Origin of the sequence: Stenotrophomonas forensis (assembly GCF_028752115.1) — a bacterium.
Lineage (GTDB): Bacteria > Pseudomonadota > Gammaproteobacteria > Xanthomonadales > Xanthomonadaceae > Stenotrophomonas > Stenotrophomonas forensis.
The window spans coordinates 2,370,940-2,386,540 of the sequence record NZ_CP082270.1; the positions used below are offsets into that span (position 1 = coordinate 2,370,940).

Annotated in this window: 15 protein-coding genes; 5 read left to right on the plus strand and 10 right to left on the minus strand. The window is 67.2% G+C overall.

Features of this window, described 5'->3' with window-relative positions; genetic code table 11:
- Positions 1–20: 20 nt before the first annotated feature.
- The 5 genes from flgE to K5L94_RS11180 form a co-directional block, all read right to left on the minus strand.
- A complete protein-coding gene (gene flgE, locus K5L94_RS11160; RefSeq protein ID WP_053449682.1) occupies positions 21–1,244 on the minus strand; it encodes a flagellar hook protein FlgE in 1,224 nt (407 codons plus the stop codon).
- A gap of 32 nt (positions 1,245–1,276) precedes the next feature.
- The gene (locus K5L94_RS11165; protein ID WP_274512600.1) at positions 1,277–1,960 is read right to left on the minus strand and encodes a flagellar hook assembly protein FlgD; all 684 of its coding nucleotides are present in this window, start codon (positions 1,958–1,960) and stop codon (positions 1,277–1,279) included.
- 23 nt (positions 1,961–1,983) lie between these two features.
- The gene (flgC, locus tag K5L94_RS11170) at positions 1,984–2,391 is read right to left on the minus strand and encodes a flagellar basal body rod protein FlgC (protein ID WP_005416461.1); all 408 of its coding nucleotides are present in this window, start codon (positions 2,389–2,391) and stop codon (positions 1,984–1,986) included.
- Between the two features lie 3 nt (positions 2,392–2,394).
- On the minus strand, positions 2,395–2,790 hold the full coding sequence (flgB, locus tag K5L94_RS11175) for a flagellar basal body rod protein FlgB (protein ID WP_005409576.1): 396 nt from the start codon (positions 2,788–2,790) through the stop codon (positions 2,395–2,397).
- A 139-nt stretch (positions 2,791–2,929) separates the two neighbouring features.
- Complete coding sequence (locus K5L94_RS11180) at positions 2,930–3,874, minus strand: chemotaxis protein (protein WP_053449684.1); 945 nt, start codon at positions 3,872–3,874, stop codon at positions 2,930–2,932.
- Positions 3,875–4,084: 210 nt separating this feature from the next.
- On the opposite strand from K5L94_RS11180, the gene flgA reads away from it, so the two are divergent.
- The 4 genes from flgA (at position 4,085) to K5L94_RS11200 (ending at position 6,769) form a co-directional block, all read left to right on the plus strand.
- On the plus strand, positions 4,085–4,741 hold the full coding sequence (flgA, locus tag K5L94_RS11185) for a flagellar basal body P-ring formation chaperone FlgA (RefSeq protein ID WP_053449685.1): 657 nt from the start codon (positions 4,085–4,087) through the stop codon (positions 4,739–4,741).
- Positions 4,742–4,816: 75 nt separating this feature from the next.
- The gene (flgM, locus tag K5L94_RS11190) at positions 4,817–5,122 is read left to right on the plus strand and encodes a flagellar biosynthesis anti-sigma factor FlgM (protein WP_053449686.1); all 306 of its coding nucleotides are present in this window, start codon (positions 4,817–4,819) and stop codon (positions 5,120–5,122) included.
- Positions 5,119–5,457 carry a flagellar protein FlgN gene (locus tag K5L94_RS11195; protein ID WP_006366325.1) on the plus strand — a complete coding sequence of 113 codons (339 nt, stop codon included), beginning with the start codon at positions 5,119–5,121 and terminating at the stop codon, positions 5,455–5,457. The genes flgM and K5L94_RS11195 overlap by 4 nt, the downstream gene beginning before the upstream one ends.
- 91 nt (positions 5,458–5,548) lie before the next feature.
- A complete protein-coding gene (locus K5L94_RS11200) occupies positions 5,549–6,769 on the plus strand; it encodes an ATP-binding protein (protein ID WP_006444180.1) in 1,221 nt (406 codons plus the stop codon).
- Between the two features lie 86 nt (positions 6,770–6,855).
- Here K5L94_RS11200 and K5L94_RS11205 read toward each other — a convergent pair whose 3' ends face one another.
- Both K5L94_RS11205 and K5L94_RS11210 read right to left on the minus strand, forming a co-directional pair.
- A complete protein-coding gene (locus tag K5L94_RS11205) occupies positions 6,856–8,628 on the minus strand; it encodes an EAL domain-containing protein (RefSeq protein WP_008265945.1) in 1,773 nt (590 codons plus the stop codon).
- 4 nt (positions 8,629–8,632) lie between these two features.
- Positions 8,633–10,735 carry a sensor histidine kinase gene (locus K5L94_RS11210; RefSeq protein WP_053449687.1) on the minus strand — a complete coding sequence of 701 codons (2,103 nt, stop codon included), beginning with the start codon at positions 10,733–10,735 and terminating at the stop codon, positions 8,633–8,635.
- Between the two features lie 131 nt (positions 10,736–10,866).
- On the opposite strand from K5L94_RS11210, the gene K5L94_RS11215 reads away from it, so the two are divergent.
- Complete coding sequence (locus tag K5L94_RS11215; protein ID WP_049457667.1) at positions 10,867–13,626, plus strand: bifunctional diguanylate cyclase/phosphodiesterase; 2,760 nt, start codon at positions 10,867–10,869, stop codon at positions 13,624–13,626.
- 150 nt (positions 13,627–13,776) lie between these two features.
- On the opposite strand, the gene K5L94_RS11220 is transcribed toward K5L94_RS11215, so the two are convergent.
- The 3 genes from K5L94_RS11220 to K5L94_RS11230 all read right to left on the minus strand — a co-directional run bounded on the left by K5L94_RS11220 (position 13,777) and on the right by K5L94_RS11230 (position 15,575).
- Positions 13,777–14,034 carry a hypothetical protein gene (locus K5L94_RS11220; RefSeq protein ID WP_274512601.1) on the minus strand — a complete coding sequence of 86 codons (258 nt, stop codon included), beginning with the start codon at positions 14,032–14,034 and terminating at the stop codon, positions 13,777–13,779.
- 39 nt (positions 14,035–14,073) lie between these two features.
- Positions 14,074–14,286, minus strand: a complete 213-nt coding sequence (locus tag K5L94_RS11225) for a hypothetical protein (protein WP_274512602.1) — start codon at positions 14,284–14,286, stop codon at positions 14,074–14,076.
- 98 nt (positions 14,287–14,384) lie between these two features.
- Complete coding sequence (locus K5L94_RS11230) at positions 14,385–15,575, minus strand: methyl-accepting chemotaxis protein (protein WP_049446363.1); 1,191 nt, start codon at positions 15,573–15,575, stop codon at positions 14,385–14,387.
- Positions 15,576–15,601 lie beyond the last annotated feature (26 nt).

Sequence of the window (15,601 nt, forward strand, 5' to 3'; positions counted from 1 at the left end):
GTAGCAGGGTCAGCAGCTCATCAACGGATGTTGATGACGGTCTGGGTGATCTGGTCCTGGGTGGTGATCATCTGCGCGTTGGCCTGGAAGTTGCGCTGCGCGGTGATCATGTTGACCAGCTGCTCGGTGAGGTCGACGGTGGACGCTTCCAGCGAGCCGGCCTGGATCTTGCCGAGGTTGGAGGTGTCCGGCATGCCGGTACGCGGCGTGCCCGAGCTGAAGGTATCCACCCACAGGTTGTTGCCCTTCGACTCCAGCCCCTGCGGGTTGTTGAAGGTGGTCAGCGCGACCTGGCCCAGCGGCTTGTCGGCACCGTTGGAGTAGCGGGCGTAGACCACGCCGGTCTCCGACACGGTGATCTCGTTGAGCTTGCCGGCGGCATAGCCGTCCTGCTGGGTGTTGCGCAGGGCGAACTTCTCGCCGTACTGGGTCGAGCCGGTGATATCCAGCGTCATGTTCAACTGGCCGGCGCCGGTGTTGGGGGTGAAGGTGCCGAGGCTGACCTTGCCGTCCGTCGGTGCGGTCAGCTTGCCGCTGTTGTCGAAGGTGACCGGGGTCGGCGTGCCGGCCGGCTGGCCGTCCACGTAGTTGCGCACGGTCCACTCATTGGGGTTGGCCCCCTTGACGAAGTACGAGACCTGGATGTGGCTCACGCCCAGCGAGTCGTACACGGTGATGCCACCACTGGAGTGGTTGTAGGTGTTGGAGTCGGTCGGGTCGAAGGTGGTGACGGTCGGCGGCTTGGCGTTGGCCGGCAGGGTGAAGCCGACCTTCACTTCGCTGGTCTGCTTCGGCGCGCTGTCGGTGGTCAGCAGCTGCAGGTCGACGATGCGGCCGGAATCGAAGTTGGTGCCATCGGCATTCGGTGCGAACACCTGCAGGCGCGCGCCCTGCGGATTGACCACGAAGCCGGAGGCATCGGTCTGGAAGTTGCCGGCACGCGAATACACGCGGGTGCCGTTCATGTTCATGGTGAAGAAGCCCTCACCGGAAATGGCCATGTCCAGGCTGCGGCCGGTCTGTTCGTTGTGGCCCTGCTTGAACTGCTGGGCAACGTTGGAGACGCGCACGCCCGAACCCACGGCGTTCTTCGACAGGCCGTAGCCGGTGGCCGAGAACAGGTCGGCGAATTCGGCGCGCGACTCCTTGAAGCCGGTGGTGTTGACGTTGGCGACGTTGTTGGCAGTGACGCTCAGGTCGGAGTTGGCGGCATTGATGCCGGACAGCGAGACATTGAAGCCCATGGGATGCTCCTGGTAAGTGCGGGGTGTGCGGCTCAGCTGACGCGGAGCACGTAGTCGATCGGGGCCGTGCCCAGGCCCTTGAGATTCAGGTACAGGCCGTCGGAACCGACGGTCACGCTTTCCACCGGGGCCTGCACGTAGGTGGACAGCTTGGTGCTCTTGCCGGCGGTGTCGACGTGGTTGGCCACCACGCTGTACTTGCCGGGTTCCATGCGCTTGCCGTTGGCGTCCTTGCCGTCCCACTTGAAGGCGGTTTCGCCGGCAGCCTTGGCCTCCACGCTCAGCGAGGTGACGTTGGTGCCATTGGCATCGGTGATGTCCACGGTGATGATGCCGGCCGAGGGTGCGGCGACCGTGCCTTCAACACTGCCTTCCTTCTCCAGCACCAGCTTTTCCGACGGCACCAGCACCTGGTGGCCGACCAGCGCCGCACCACGCAGCACCTGGTCGCTGGTCATCGACTCCTGGAAGCCCTTCACCGTCTTGTTCAGATCGGTGATGCCCTGCACGGTCGACATCTGCGCCATCTGCGCGACCATCTGCGTGTTGTCCATCGGCTTCAGCGGATCCTGGTGCTGCAGCTGTTCGGTCATCAGCCGCAGGAAATCGGCCTGGTCCAGCGTGTTCTTCTTTTTCGTGGCGTTGCTGTTCGGAGCGTTCAGGCCGAGCGCGGCGTAGACGTCCTGGTTGGTCTGGTTGTTGACGGAGGTGGTCATGGCGGTATCCGGTACTGCGGGCCTCAGCGGCCCATGGTCAGGGTGGCCAGCGCCAGTTCCTTGGCCGTGGTCAACATCTCCACGCCGGCCTGGTAATTGCGCGAGGTCGAGATCAGGTTGACCATCTGCGCCACCGGATCGACATCAGGCTGGTAGATGTAGCCGTCGGCATCGGCCAGCGGATGGCCGGGCTCGTAGCGCTTGATCGGCGCGGCCTCGCTCTGGGTGATCTCCTTCACCTTCACCGACGTGATGTTCGGATCGTTCTTGCTGGTGACGGCCTGGAAGATCGGTTCCAGCGGCTTGTACACGGCGTCGGCGGAACCGGCGACGGTGTCGGCGTTGGAGAGGTTGGAGGCGATGGTGCTCATGCGCACCGACTGCGCCTGCAGCGCGGAGCCGGCGATGTCGAAGATCGGCAGGTTGCTCATGGCTTATTGCCCCGTGATCGCGGTCAGCATGGAACGCACCTTGCTCTCGACGAAGCTGAGCGAGGCGCGGTACTCGAGCGCAGCGCGGCCATAGGCAGCGCGCTCGGCATCGGGATCGACGGTGTTGCCGTCCAGGCTGGGCTGCACGCCTTCGCGCGCGATCTGGAACGGATTCAGGCCACTACTGATTTCGTAGTGCTGCTCGTGGGTGGTGGCCATCAGGCCATTGGCATCCTGCCCCTGGGCGTGGCGCAGGGCGGCGTCGAAGTCCAGGTCCTGGGCCTTGTAGCCGGGCGTGTCGGCATTGCCGAGGTTGCTGGCGATCAGCTTCATCCGCTGTTCGCGCAACGGCATGGCCTGGGCATGGACGCCCAGGTAGTCGGTAATCAGGTTGCGCACGGTGCACTCCCACGGGAACGTTGCCCGGGAAGCTGCAAGCGGTGTGCCAAATAGGGGAGGGTAGTGCCGGCCGCTGGCCGGCTCTGAGATGTGGCTGCGGTTGCCGGCCAGCGGCCGGCACTACCGGATCGGCGGGCCGTCAGGCCGCCAGTGCGACCTTGCGCAGGCGGTCCAGCACGAAGTCGGCCAGCTCGTGCGGCGAGTACTTGGCGACGAAGGCGTTGGCGCCCACGCGCTCGACCATCGCATTGTTGAATACGCCCGACAGCGAGGTGTGCAGCAGCACGTACAGGCCGGCCAGGCCCGGGTGCCGCCGGATTTCCGTCGTCAGCGTATAGCCGTCCATGGCCGGCATCTCGATGTCCGAGATCACCATCGCGTAGCGTTCGGCCGGGTTCTCGCCCGAGGCGTGGATCTGCAGCAGGTGGTCCAGCGCCTGCTTGCCATCGGACAGCAGGGTCGCCCCCACGCCCAGCTGGTCAAGCACGCTGCGGATCTGCTGGCGGGCCACGCGCGAGTCGTCCACCACCAGCACCTGCAGCTGCGGGCCATCGGCGGGCATCGCCATCGCCGGGTCGAGCACGGCTTCACCGCGGACCTGGGCAATGTCGGCCAGCACGCTTTCGACGTCGATCACCTGGATCAGCTCGCCCTGGAAGCGGGTCACGGCGGTCAGGTAGCTCGATTCAGCGCCCAGCTCCGGCGGTGGGTGGATGTCTTCCACCGCGATGTTGACGATGCGCTCCACGCCACTGACCAGGAAGCCCTGGATCGAGCGGTTGAATTCAGTGACGACCAGGTAGCCGGGCGAGGTGTCCGCATCGGGTTCACGCTCGGGGTGGCCGATCGCCAGGCCCAGGTCCAGCACCGGCACCGAGCGGCCGCGCACGTCGGCCACGCCGGAGAACTGGCTGGGCAGACCGGGCACCTGGAACAGCTCCGGGCGGCGCAGGACTTCCTGCACCTTGAAGACATTGACGCCAAAAAGCTGACGTCCGCCGAGACGGAACAGCAGCAGCGCCAGGCGGTTGTGGCCGGCCAGTCGGGTCCGCTGGTCGATCCGGTTGAGCAGGTCATGGGACATGGCTGCTGTATCGGCGCGCTCGGCACCGAACTTGAGCGCTTTCGTAGCGTCGAGCCATGCTCGGCCGAGTCTCTTGTAGAGTCGAGCCATGCTCGACTGGCTGTTCGGAGAAAAGCAGTCGAGCATGGCTCGACTCTACAGAAGGCGGCCCCGTCGATCTGGCACATCCCTTGCACGCATCTCGGCCAGATCCCCTCGACAGGAGGCGCCATGCGCCGGGTCACATTTCTGTATGCCATCGCCCTGGCCCTGGCCACGCCCTGGGCGGGCGCCGCTGACTGGCAGCCCGTGGCCAGCATCCGCGCAGCAGCGCTGACGACGCTGCCGGCCGGCAGCGAGGGCGAGGCCCAGGTGGCCGACGCGCTGCGCCTGCCGAAGTGTGGTGGCCCGTTGCAGGTGCAGCCCACTGCCAACACCACGGTGGAGGTCAGCTGTCCCGATGCGGGCGGTTGGCGCCTGTTCGTGCCGGTGAAGGTACGGCGCAACCAGACCGTGCTGGTACTCAATCGTGGAATCGGCACTGGAGAAACCCTTACCGCCGCCGATATCACCACTGCCCAGCGTGATGCTGCCCGGATTGCCGGTGCGGTGCTGGCCGATCCCAACGCGGCGATCGGCCGCATCGCCCGCCGTCCGCTGCAGGCCGGGGCCCTGCTGTCGAACAACGACCTGGTGGTGCAGCGTCTCATCAAGCGAGGAGACAATGTGGCCCTGGTGTCGCGTCGCGGCTCGGTCGAGGTGCGCATTGCCGGCCGTGCGATGGGTGACGCGGGCGAGAATGAACGGGTCTCGGTGGAGAACCTGTCCTCGCGGAGGATCGTGCAGGGCACGGTCGATGCCGCAGGTGACGTAATCGTGGCGCGTTGAATTACCGCAGAATATCCCTAAAGATCACGGCCCAGCGGCCGTTATCCCTTGTGAACGGCAACTCCAGGACACCCCATGAGCCAGAAAATCGACGGCAACCTGCAGGTCCCCCAGGCACTGCGCAGCGTGACGACCCCGGCCAGCAAGCCCGGCGTCAGCAGCGATTCGCCGGCGCGCCCGGTCGAGGCCGCCGACAGCCTGCGCCTGACCGGCGAGGCCACCAATCTGCAGGCCATCGAGCGTGAGCTGACCACCGCCCCGGCGATCGACGCCCAGCGCGTGGCCGCCGTGCGCGAGTCGCTGCAGAACGGCACCTACAAGATCAATCCGGACGCGATCGCTTCGCGCATGCTCAATCTGGACCAGCAGCTGCAGGGATGACCGCAGCGATGAGCGAGCCGCTGCAGCGTCTCGCCCAGGCCCTGGACGTTGAGCGCCAGGCCCTGGTCGAGCACGACGTGCACGCCCTGATCCGTGCCACCGGCGCCAAGCTGGAAGCACTGCGTGCGCTGGAAGGCGCACCGCCGGTCGGCGAGGGCGAACAGCTGCAGGAACTGGCCGAACGCAACCGGGCCAACGGTGTGCTGCTGTCGCGCCGCCGCCGTGAGGTCAACTGGGCGCTGCGCCAGCTGGGCCGTACCGAAGACGCCTCGGCCTACGACGCCAAGGGCCAGTCGCACACGGTCACCGCCCGCCGCCCCCTCGCCGTCGCCTGACGCGACGGCGATCGCACACCCCCTCTCCGCGGGCTGAAGCCCGCCGCGTGACCGCGTATATTGGGCGCCTGTTCGAACGCCCCGAGTTGCCGTGTCCGCTGCCAACGCCCTGGTTACCGCCCCCCTTCCGCCGCAGCCGGTGCTGCAGGCGCTGCTTGAGCGCCTGCGCGAAGGCCTGCTGCTGTTCACCGAAGACGGGCAGGTGGCCCTGGCCAATCCGGCCGCGCAGAACCTGCTGGCCAACGGCGAAGACGGCGCATTGCCGCCGCCGCAGCGCCTGCGTGAACTGTTGCCGCCCGATGCGCTGGAGCAGGCGCGCCAGCATGGTCACTGGAACGGCAGCCTGCCGCTGGGCGAGGGCGTGGTCATCGCCCACCTGTACCACCACGGCCCGGTCGGCGAAGGGCACTTCCTGGCCCTGTTCCGCCACATCGAAGGGCAGGAAGACTACGAACGCGAGCTGCAGCAGCGCCACGCCGAACTGCGCCAGGCCTACCTGCGCCTCAACGGCACCCAGGAAAAGCTGCTGCAATCGGAGAAGATGGCCTCGATCGGCCAGCTCGCCGCCGGTGTGGCGCACGAGATCAACAACCCGATCGGTTACGTGCACTCCAACCTGGGCAGCCTGCAGGAATACCTGCGCAGCCTGTTCACCGTGATCGAGGCCTACGAGCGCGCCCTGCGTGCGCCGGACCCGAAGGCGTTGATTCCGGAGATCGACGATATCCGTGACCGCCTCGACATCGACTTCATCAGCCGCGACCTGCCGCAGCTGATGGCCGAATCACGCGAGGGCATCGAGCGGGTCACCCGCATCGTGCGCGACCTGAAGGACTTCTCGTACTCCGGTCGCGATGAGTCGTGGAAGCTGGTCGACCTGCACGCGGGCCTGGAATCGACCATCAACATCATCTGGAACGAGCTCAAGTACAAGGTCACCCTGGTGCGCGAGTTCGGCCAGCTGCCGCTGGTGGAGTGCCTGCCGTCGGAACTGAACCAGGTCTACATGAACCTGCTGCTCAACGCCGGCCATGCCATCGCCGAGCGCGGCACCATCACCGTGCGTACCGGCGTCGATGGCGATCATGTGTGGGTCGAGTTCGAAGACACCGGCGGCGGTATCTCGCCGGAACTGCGCCAGCGCATCTTCGATCCGTTCTTCACCACCAAGCCGGTGGGCAGTGGCACCGGGCTGGGCCTGTCGATCTCCTACAGCATCATCAACAAGCACCACGGCCGCATCGACCTGGACAGTACCCCGGGCGTCGGCTCGCGCTTCCGCGTGGTGCTGCCGGTGAAGCAGCCGCGATAAGGCGATTCTGTAGAGTCGAGCCATGCTCGACTGCTCTTTGCGGGGCCCCAAGTGGAGTCGAGCATGGCTCGACTCTACAAAGCCGGTTACCGCTGCGGGCGATCCTCGCCACCTTCGCCGGTTTCAACCGGCGCTGGCCCGGCGTTGCTGCGGCGCTGTTCCTCGTAGGTGCGGAATGCCTGGTGGATGTGCTTGCGCAACTCGTCGTCGTTCCACGGCTTGGTCAGGAAACGGTAGATCGCGCCGCGGTTGATCGCGTCGGTCACCGTGTTCAGATCGGTGTAGCCGGACAGCACCAGGCGGATCGTATCCGGGTACAGCATCTTCACCCGGCCGAGGAATTCAGTACCGCTCATGTCGCTCATGCGCTGGTCGGACAGGATCACCTGCACGTCGTTGATCGCCAGCAGGTCGAACGCATCGCGCACGTTGCCGGCGGCGAGGATGCGATAGCCGTCGCGGCGGAACAGCCGCACCAGCGAGCGCAGCACGTTCTCTTCGTCGTCCAGCAGCAGCAGGGTGCGGTCGGGGCGGGTCTCGGCGAACGCCTCCGGGCGCAGGTAACGGCGGCGCAGGGTCATGCCGGCGGCATCGGCCGACATCGGTTCGCCGAACAGGTAGCCCTGGAACACATCGCAGTCGTTGCGGCGCAGGAAACCCAGCTGCGCCTGTGACTCGACGCCATTGGCGATCACGGTCATACCCAGCTGGTGGCCCATGGCGATGATCGCGCGGGCGATGGCGGCCTCGCGGTTGCCGGCCGGCGCGCTCTTGATGAAGCTGCGGTCGATCTTCAGCTTGTCTACCGGGTAGCGCACCAGCGCGCTCAGGCTGGAATCACCGGTGCCGAAGTTGTCCAGGCTCAGGCTGATGCCTTCATTGCGCAGGTTGGCCAGTGTCTCGTGCACGAAATTGACGTTGTTGGTCAGTGCGCTTTCGTTGATCTCCAGCGTCAGCATGTGCGCCGGAACACCGGCAGCCTGCATCAGCGACATCACCTCGGCGAAGAAGTTCGGCCGCAGCAGCTGCAGGGTGGAGACGTTCACCGCGATGGTGAAGTCATCGAAGCCCTGGTCGCGCCACATGCGCGCCTGCTTCAACGCGCCTTCCAGCACCCACGTGCCGATCTGCACGATGATCCCCAGCCGCTCGGCGGTACGCATGAAGCGCTCGGGCACCAGCATGCCCAGCGTGGGCGACTGCCAGCGCAGCAGCGCCTCCATGCCCACCACGTGGCCGTCGCGGGCGCTGACCAGCGGCTGGTAGCGCAGCTTCAGCTCGCCGTTGGGAATCGCATCGACGATCTGCCGCGCGATGATGCTCTCGCTGTGCGCGCTGGGCGGGGTATCCACCGCGTGGATGCGCACCGCGTTGCCGCCTTCGCGCGCGGCCTGGTACAGCGCGTCTTCGGCGTGGTCAAGCAGGCGCGAAGTGCTGCTGGCATGTTCGGGGCACAGACTCACGCCCAGCTTGCCGGTCATGAACAGCGTGTACGGCAGCACCGACAGCGGCAGCTCCATCTGCTGCCGGATCTCCTCGGCGAAGTCTTCCGGTAGCGGCACGTCGGCGGTGCGCGGTACCGCGATCAGGAATTCGTCGCTGCCGTGGCGCCACAACTTGCCACGCCCGCGCAGGTAGGACTGCAGGCGCTGCGCCACCAGCACCAGGGCCTGGTCGCCCACTTCCGCGCTCATGTTCTCGTTCACCGAGGCGAAGTGGTCGATGTCCACATGCATCAGCATCAGCGCGGTACCGCCCGAAGCCGCGTCGGCGACCATCGCCTGCAGCTCGGGATTGCCGGCGCCAAGGCGGTCGGGTGCATCGTCGATGCTGACCGGGGGCAGGTTGGGATTCCACATAGGCTCAGTATTCCGGTGACTCGACGGCGGCCATGCCGGCCGCCTGGTAGGGGAGGTGGACGTCGACGAGGGTGCCTTCGCCATGCGCGGACTCGATCCGTACATGGCCACCGACACTCTGCGCGCGCTCGCGCATCACGATCAGGCCAAGCCCGCGCGGTCCATCCGGGTCGAAACCTTCGCCGTCATCGCGGATCTGCAGATGCAGCCCGCGTTGCCCGACGTCACGCAGCTGCAGCTGCACCTGGCTGGCGCGCGCATGGCGCAGCACGTTGGTCAGGCTCTCCTGCGCGATGCGGAAGCAGGCCTGTTCGATGCTGTTGTCCGGACGATGCGGCAGCGGCTCGATCTCGGCCAGCAGTTCCACCGGCGAGGACCGGAACAGCACGCGTGCCTGCCAGCTCAGCGCGGCCTCCAGCCCCAGTGCGTCCAGCTGCGGCGGGCGCAGCAGGGTGGAGATATCGCGCAGCTTGGCCACGGTGGTGTCGGCCAGGCTGACGATCTGCGCCAGGTCCTCGGCGCGACGCTGCGGGTCATCCTCGTCCTGCGCCGCATAGGCCGACAGCTTGATCGCGGTGATCGCCTGGCCGATGTCGTCGTGCAGGTCGCGCGAGATCGCGCGGCGCTCGTCTTCCTGCAGCGAGAACAGGCGGCCGGCCATCGCCTGCAGCTCGCGGTTGCTGGTTTCCAGTGCGCTGCGGGTGCGCTCGGAATCGCTGAGGTCGCGCACGATCAACAGCTTGCAGTCGCGGCCGCCATAGCGCACTTCACCCACCGCCAGCCCGGCATGGAAGCTGCGGCCGTCGGCGCGCTGCATCGCCACCACGCTGCTGTGTCCGGGGCCCAGGTGCGGCTGCCCGGCGCGCAGCTGGCTGCGCACCCGCGCCAGGTCACCTGCAGCGACCAGCGCTGACAGCGGCTCGCCCAGCAGGGTGTGGCTGCCATAGCCGAACAGGCTGGCGGCCCACGCATTGGCGTACAGCACGTGCTCGTCGGACAGAATCACCACGCCATCGGGCAACACCCGCACCAGCTCGCGGAACTGCTCCTCGCGCTCGCGCAGCAGGCGCCGCGATTGCTCGCGCTCGGTCACGTCCTGCAGGGTGCCCAGCACGCGGCTGCGGCCGGACTCATCAATGCCACTGGCGGCGCGCAGGTGCACCATCAATGCACGGCCGTCCATCGACAGCAATGGCAGCAGCACGTCCACCTGCACCGGGTCGCCGGAGCACAGCTCGGACAGCAGCTGTTCGGTCTGGGTGGCGGTGGCCGGGTCGGCCGGCACCAGCAGTTCGTCGAAACGGTGCCAGCGGCGCGCCTCGGGCGGGCGGCGGCCGAGCAGGCGATAGACCTGGTTGGAGTAGCGGCCCAGGGCCGTGGAGGGATCCAGTTCCCATGCACCGATGCGGGCCAGCTCGTGCGCCTCTTCCACCCGCGCCAGTGCCTGGTCACGGCGCAGCTGGGCCAGGTCCTCGGCGGTGCGGTCGATGGCGATCAGCAGGCGGGCATTGTGGCCGTCGTAGCTGATCGCATTGGAACGCAGTTCCATCTGCCGCAGGCTGCCGTCACGCAACTGCAGCTGCGTGCGCAGGATGCACAGTTCCTCCGGCGCCTCGCGGATCGCTTCCAGCTTGGTCTGCAGGGCCTGGTCCTGGCCTGGCGGCCACAGCGCATCGATGGTCTGCTCCAGCAATTCGTCGCGTTCCCAGCCGAAGGTCACGCAGGCGGCAGGGTTGGCATCGAGGATGGCCAGCGTATCCAGGTCGTAGACCAGGATCGGGCCGGGATTGCCCTCGAACATCTGCCGCAGCCGCAGTTCCGACGCCTGCTGCCGGGCATGGGTCTGCAGCACGTGCTCGGCCAGCGGGCGCAACAGCAGGTACAGCAGCCCGGCGCTGGCCAGGGCGAAGAATGCACCCTTCAGGCCCTGCCACAGCGCGGCCTGCTGCGGGTCGGGCACCAGTGCCTGCACCGCGCCGTCGGTCGCTATCATCCAGGCCAGCGCCATCACCAGGTAGCTCAGCACCACCCGCCGCCGGTCGCGGCTCAGCGCCTGCGCCATCCGCGGGTCGGAAACAGGGGCCTTGCCGGTAGGGTCTGCGGGCATGGATGGGAGGGATGAAAGGGGCGCCGGCCATCTTACCGCGCGGGTGTGCCCTGACCACTCAATTATCCGCCGCAGGCGCCGTTAACCACTGCGTGCCCCGCTGACGGGCGTGTCATCCGGAGCAAGATCGCGTGGACCAAGGGATCATCGCCAGCCTGCTGCAGCACCCGCTTGCGTCGGCGCTGGTCATCGTCGACCGTACGGGACGCCCGTTGGCGGCCAATCCGGCTGCGCGCGAGCATGGCCTGCCGGCCACTGTGGCCGCCTATGCGCCGATGCTGGAAGATCTGCGCCTGATGGCCGCCGATGGCGGCATCGTGGCCTGTACGCTGCCCGGCGGCCCGCGCGGTCACTACGACGGCCACCTGCGCGCCGTGCACGATGGCGCCGGCAACCTGCTGGCGTTCACGCTGAGCGTTCCCGAGCCAACGCCGATCGATGGCGGCGGGCGCTGGGAGCTGGCGCTGGACAGTGCCGGCCACAGCCTGTGGGATTGGGATATTCCCAGTGACCGCGTGGCGCGAACCCCGGCGCTCGGCGATGAGACCGCCACCGAGATGTTGTCACGCGTCCACAGCGAGGACATCGGCCAGGTGCGTGCGGCACTGGACCAGCATCTGCGCGGGCAGAGCGAGCAGTACAGCGCGCAGTTCCGCTTCCGCCAGGCCGATGGCCAGTGGCGCTGGGTCCTGGACCGGGGGCGCGTGGTCGCGCGTACGGCCGATGGCCAGCCGCTGCGCATGGTCGGCACGCATACCGATATCGAGCAGCAGAAGCAGCTGGAATCGCTGCTGCAGGAACAGCAGCTGCACCTGAGCGAGGCGCAGCGCATCGCCAGCATGGGCAGCTGGTCGTTTGATCCGACCACCGGTCATTTCTGGTGGTCGCCGGAACTGCGCTCGCTGCTGGCGCTGGAGCAGGGCGCCGTGCCCGGCCAGCGGCGCTGGCTCAAGCAGTTACACCCGCGCTCGCGCGGCGCCCTGCGCGCGGCCTGGCGGCGGTTGTGGCGCGATGGTCGCGCCGCCAACCTCGAGCTGGAGCTGACCCGCGGCAACGAGCCCTCGCAGCACCTGCGGCTGTGGATGCAGCCGCTGATGGACATGGAGGGGCAGCCCAAGCGACTGCTCGGCCAGGTCCAGAACATCACCGAACAGCACCAGACCGATGCGCTGATCCGTTGGCGCACCGAACTGCTGAACCGCGTTTCCGCACTGGGCCGCATCGGCGGCTGCGAGATCGAGGTGCAGACCCGGCACATGCAGTGGACCGAGGAGTGCTATCGCATCCACGGCCTGCGCAAGGAGCCCATCACCCTCGACCAGGCGCTGGCGCTGTACACCGAGGATTCGCGCAGCGCCTTCGAGGCGGCGTTGGTGCGGATCGCCAATGGCGGGCTGCCCGAGCAGCTGGACCTGTGCTTCTACCGCCAGTCCGGCCTGCGTGTCTGGGTGCAGGTGCTGGTCGAGCTGGACCGCCGGGATGGGCTGCCGCCGCGCTTCGTGGTGCTGTTCCGTGACATCACCCGCGAGCGCGAAGCCAACGAGCGCATCGAGCTGCTGGCGCATTACGACCTGCTCACCGGCCTACCAAACCGTGTGCTGCTCGGCGAGCAGACCGCCGAAGCCATCGAGGAAGCGCGCGACCGCGGCACCTCGCTGGCAATGCTGTTCATCGATCTGGACGGCTTCAAGACCATCAACGACAGCTTCGGTCACGCCACTGGCGATGCGCTGCTGAAGGCGGCGGCCACCCGGTTGCACCAGAACCTGCGTAACAACGATCTGTTCGGGCGTTTCAGCGGTGATGAGTTCATCGTCGTGCTGCGCGACCTGGCCGAGCCGGAAGACGCCGGCCACGTGGCACGCAAGCTGATTGCCTCGCTGGCCGAGCCGCTGCGCCGTGGCGAGACCACGTTGAAGGTGGGTGCCAGCGTCGGCATTGCGATGCTGGGTGATGCACAGACCGACTTCGATTCGCTGCTGCGCGCGGCCGACGCCGCGATGTACGCGGCCAAGGAAGCCGGGCGCAACACCTATCAGTACTACAGCCAGGACGCACTGGCCCGGATCCAGCGCAAGCTTGAACTGGAGCATGCGCTGCACGGCGCCATCGAGCGCGAAGAGTTCAGCCTGGCCTATCAGCCGCTGCTGCACGCGCACCAGGGCGAACCGCCGGCGATCGAGGCGCTGCTGCGCTGGCATCGTCCGGGCATCGGCTATTGCAGCCCGGCCGAGTTCATCCCCATTGCCGAAAAATGCGGCGAGATCGTGCGCATCGGCGACTGGGTGCTGAACGAGGCCTGCCGGCAGGCGACAGCCTGGGACCACGCTGGCCTGCGTTTCGATCGCATCGCAGTCAATGTGTCGGCGGTGCAGCTGCGTGACCGTGGTTTCGCCGAGCGTGTGATCGAAATCTGCCACGCACACGGCTGGCCGCCGCAACGGCTGGAGCTGGAACTGACCGAGTCGGCGCTGATCCGTGACACCGACATCCTGCGCCACTGCTTCGACGTGCTGGAACGGCACGGCGTGCCCCTGGCGGTGGATGACTTCGGCACCGGCTTCTCCAACCTCAACTATCTCAACCGTTTCCCGGTGGGGCGCCTGAAGATCGACCGCAGCTTCGTGCAGGGCATGCTGCATGACTCGGGCACGGCCGAAGTGACCCAGGCCATCGTGCATCTGGGCCACGCGCTGGGCATGAAGGTGGTGGCCGAAGGCGTGGAAACGCACCAGGAAGAAGACATGCTGCGCCGCCAGGGCTGCGACGAGATCCAGGGCTACCTGTACTCGCGCCCGCTCAGCCCGCGTGACCTGGCGCAGTGGCTGCGCCAGCAGCACCCGTCACCGATGCGCACCGACGCCAGCGGCGAAGTGGTGCTGGTGCGCTGACCGCATCTGGACCGGCTCTGGTGGGTGCCGACCTTCTCTGGTGGGTGCCGACCTTGGTCGGCACTGACGCCTGCATGCGCAATCATCCACGCATGGCGTGGATCTACTTCACGCATCGGCCTTGGTCGGCACGGATGCCCGCGCTCGCGATCATCCCCGCATCAGAATCCCGCTCTGGTAGGTGCCGACCTTGGTCGGCACGGATGCCTGCATGCGCGAACATCCACACATCAGAATCCCGCTCTGGTGGGTGCCGACCTTGGTCGGCACGGATGCCTGCGCCCGCGAACATCCACGCATCAGAATCCTGCTCTGGTGGGTGCCGACCTTGGTCGGCACGGATGCCTGTGAGCGCGAGCATCCACGCATCAGAATCCCGCTCTGGTAGGTGCCGACCTTGGTCGGCACGCATGCCTGCGCCCGCAATCATCCACGCATGGCGTGGATCTACAGGGAATCCCCATCCAGGCCCAGGTCCCACGCCAGGCCCAGCAGCTCGTTGTCCGCACGGGTCGGGGCAGGGCGCGCATCGGCCAGCTGCTGCAGTTCGCGGATCTCCTCGCGTGCCACGTCTTCCAGCTGTTGCAGCTGCTCACGCACGCTCGCGTTGCGCGGGCGCTCGGTGTCGGTGAGGGAGGGCAGGGCGCGGATCAGAGTCATGGTGCGCGTACAGGATGCATCCAACGGCGGGTCACAGGCAAAGGCCCCGGACGAACCGGGGCCTTGCGGGCTGCCGGTGGCGGCAGCGGACATCAGGATCAGAACAGCTCGACGGTACCGGCGCCCATGCTCTGCTGGGCAACCGGCTTGTGCGGCGGGCGCTCCCATTCGCTACGCAGTTCGCGCAGGCGGCTGCCAGTGCGCTGCAGGGCGGTGGCGATCTCTTCGTCGAACACGCCGCCATTGCGGTGCAGCAGCTCCTGCAGGGCCACCGCTTCGCGGTTGATCGCGGTCAGCCGGTCCAGGTGGGTGTGCACGCCGCCCAGCGCCTGGGTGGCGATGTCTTCGAACTGCAGGGCGCGCACCGCCTCGGCCACGCTGCCATCGATCGAACGGGCACACTCGGAGACTTCGCGCATGCCGTCGCCCAGCGAGGCGTTGATCTGAGCGACGTTGTCGAGCATGGCCGCCGCTTCCTGGCGCGCTTCACGGGAGCGGTCCATATCGCGCGAGGCCATGTGCGAGACCGTCTCGCGCACCTTGGCGATGGCGTCCTTGGAGCTGTGCGCCAGCTTGCGGATCTGCTCGTTGAACGTGGTCGAGCGCTCGGACAGGTTGCGCACTTCGTCGGCGACCACGGCGAAGCCACGACCGGCTTCACCGGCACGCGCGGCTTCAATGGCAGCGTTCAGGGCCAGCAGGTTGGTCTGGTCAGCGATCGACTTGACGTCTTCCAGCAGCGCGAAGATGCCATCCAGGTGCTGTGCCATCTGGTCGATGTGCTGCACGGTGGTGCTGCTCTGGCCGCTGACCTGCTCCAGCGCTTCCACCAGCTGCTCCATGCGATGGCTGGCGTGCTGGGCAAATCGGGCAACGTCGAGGCCGGCGCTGCCTTCATCACCGGCGCGGTCAACGATGCGCGACAGGGCCTGGCTCTGCTGGCGCGACTTGCGGTTCATCGCATCGAAGCTGCCGCCCAGGCTGGAAACGGCCTGGCGGATCAGGTCACGGGCACGTTCCACTTCGCCGCGCGAACCGTCGATCTCGTTGCCGACGAAATTGCGCAGTTCGGTCAGCAGCTGGTCCTGCTCACGCAGCACGCGGGCATGTTCCGGGGAACGGTGCGCCTGGGCGCGGGTGGTCCACCACGCAAAGCCGAGCCAGCTCAGCGTCATCGTGGTCAGGATCGCCCAGCGCAGGGCGGCCGGCCATTCGAAACCGATGGCGAAGGGGAGCAGCAGGGTCAGAGCCAGGGGGGCGGCCAGACGGATGAAAATGCGTGAGTACATGGACGTTCTCGGGAGGTGCACGGAGG